Consider the following 2,505-nt stretch of genomic DNA (forward strand, 5'->3'; position numbering starts at 1 on the left):
AAACCGCGACCTCGTCTACGTCTCCAACGCCCCCTTCACCGAAGTCTCCAAGGTCGTCAGCGTCTTCTCCACCGTCGCAGGCCCCGTCGCATCCGCAGCCTCCGTCTACGCCTACTCACGGTAGGCGACGACCGGCTCGCAACGCCCCTGGACGCCGTTCCGGGACAATCCCGTCGTGCCGCGGCGGCGACGGCGAGCCCGGGCGGGGAGGGGCACGCCCGTCGGGTTCGACGTCGAGGACGGATCCGGCGCGGCAACCGCCGCAGGACGGTCGCGTCGGCCACCGGCGTTCTCGCGTGGCAACCTCGTCGATTCGACGCGCGAACCTCGGATCATGCCGGTCGGCGCCCGAGCGCGCCTCGGCGTGCCGTCGGCCGCCCTTGGCGGATCGACCGCCGCGGTAATCGCGCAACGCGAATCACTTGCCCTTCGCTGGGAACGGCCCATCCGGGCTTTCGCCCGTCGGTCGATCGCTGCGCCGCGCACCGCGCAGCGCCCCAGCAGCGAAAAACGGCTAGTCCATCGGTACTAGAACCACCTGACCGATACGCCGAGCAAGGTGTTGCGGCGCGCGATCGCCGCAGGATCGGCATCAGGATTTTTTCCCAACAACCATGGATTGGTGCGACCGCGCGGGAGAATTGCGCACAATTTAGTTCGAATCGGCCGACATTTCCGAACGTTTGTCCGCATCGCTGAGGTTCTTGATCTGCGCATTGCGCCGGAGTACCGCCGATCAGGCCGGAATTCCTCATGATTCGGTCAAAAACCCCGAAATAATCTTGCCGGGTGCCGAAACTGAGCTTACGGTTCGAACTATCACCCGAAGTCAGAATGACGGTACGAAGATCATGAGTGAACCAGACATCGACAAGGCCCGCTTCATCACGTTGGCCGCGGACATCGTCTCCGCCTATGTCAGCAACAATCACGTCCAGAGCGCCGAACTGCCGAAGCTTCTGAGCGATGTGCACGAGGCGATCGTCGGCGTGTCTGGTGCAAATGGCCCGGTCGCCGAGGTCGGGCCGCCGAAGGCGACCGCGCAGGAAATCCGTCGCTCGGTCACGGCGGATTACCTGATCAGCTTCGAGGACGGGAAGCAGTACAAGACCCTGCGCCGGCACCTGACCCTGCGCGGCCTCTCGCCCGAGCAGTATCGCGCGAAGTGGGGCCTGGCGCCCGACTATCCGATGACGTCGCAGAGCTATTCCGAGCAGCGCTCCGAGCTGGCCCGCGCCCTCGGCCTCGGCCAGCAGCGCCGCAAGAACGTGGCGAAGGCCGCCCCGTCCGAGCCGGTGGTCACCGAGGAGGAGGCGCCCGCCGCCGAATCCGAGGCGCCCGCCAAGAAGACCCGCGCGCCCCGGAAGAAGAAGGACGCCTGAGGACCCGCCTCGGCGACCCGGGACGCGACGACACGAGACCTGCGATGCGGAAGGCCGGAGGCGGGATGACCCCTCCGGCCTTTCTGCATTCTACGCGGCCTCGGAACGTTCGGCGCGTCGTCGGCTTGCTTTCGGCGACAGGCTTGCGCGCCGGCCGGGCGGTCGCCGCGGAAGACCATCCGAGCAGGAGCGAGACATGGCCTTCATCGAGACAAAGGACGGCACACGGCTCTACTACAAGGATTGGGGCACCGGCCGGCCGGTGGTGCTGATCCACGGCTGGCCGCTCGACGCCGACATGTGGGAACATCAGATGCCGGTGCTCGCCGAGGCGGGCTACCGGGTCGTCGCCTACGACCGCCGCGGCTTCGGCCGGTCGGACCAGCCTTGGACCGGCTACGATTACGACACCTTCGCCGACGACCTGAAGGCGGTGCTCGACCACATCGATCTTCGCGACGCCGCCCTGGTCGGCTTCTCGATGGGCGGCGGCGAGATCGCCCGCTACATGTCCCGGCACGGCGGCGCGCGCGTCGCGAAGGCGGTGCTGGTCTCCGCGGTGACGCCCTACCTCCTCAAGACCGGCAACAATCCCGACGGCGTCGACGGCAGCCTCTTTCAGGGCATGATCGACGGCCTCGTGAAGGACCGTCCGGCCTTCCTGGCGAACTTCGCCAAGACCTTCTTCGGCGCCGGCGTCTTCCACTCGCCGGTCTCGACGGAGACGATGACCTGGGCCGGCAACCTGGCGATGCTGGCCTCGCCCAAGGCGACGACCGCTTGCGTGAGCGCCTTCGGCACCACCGACTTCCGGGCCGACATGGCGCATTTCACGGTGCCGACGCTGGTGATCCACGGCGACGACGACCAGACCGTGCCGATCGCGGTATCGGGAAAGGCGGCCGCCGCCGCGATCCCCGGCGCGGCGTTCGTCGTCTACGAGGGCGCCCCGCACGCGGTGCCGTTCACCCATGCCGAACGGTTGAACGCCGACCTGCTGGCGTTCCTGAAGGGCTGAACGCGTGCGTGCGCGAGCCCGGGATCGGGCTCTCGCGCGCCGCATTCGGCCGCGATAGACAGGCCGCAAACGCCCGTCGGTCCGGGCCGGCCCGCGGCGGCGCGG

The 2,505-nt window shown here is 68.0% G+C and carries 2 protein-coding genes and 1 pseudogene; all 3 read left to right on the forward strand.

Annotation, left to right across the window (positions count from 1 at the left end):
- Positions 1-124 (forward strand): annotated as a pseudogene (locus FV223_RS32100) (sugar transporter); the annotation flags it as partial.
- 727 nt (positions 125-851) lie between these two features.
- A complete protein-coding gene (locus tag FV223_RS25225) occupies positions 852-1,382 on the forward strand; it encodes a MucR family transcriptional regulator (protein ID WP_147729521.1) in 531 nt (176 codons plus the stop codon).
- Positions 1,383-1,578: 196 nt separating this feature from the next.
- Positions 1,579-2,400 (forward strand): alpha/beta hydrolase, encoded by an 822-nt coding sequence (locus tag FV223_RS25230; RefSeq protein ID WP_147729520.1) that lies wholly within the window; start codon positions 1,579-1,581, stop codon positions 2,398-2,400.
- Positions 2,401-2,505: the final 105 nt, after the last annotated feature.

This window comes from Methylobacterium sp. WL116, from assembly GCF_008039455.1.
In the GTDB taxonomy this organism is placed as follows: Bacteria; Pseudomonadota; Alphaproteobacteria; order Rhizobiales; family Beijerinckiaceae; genus Methylobacterium.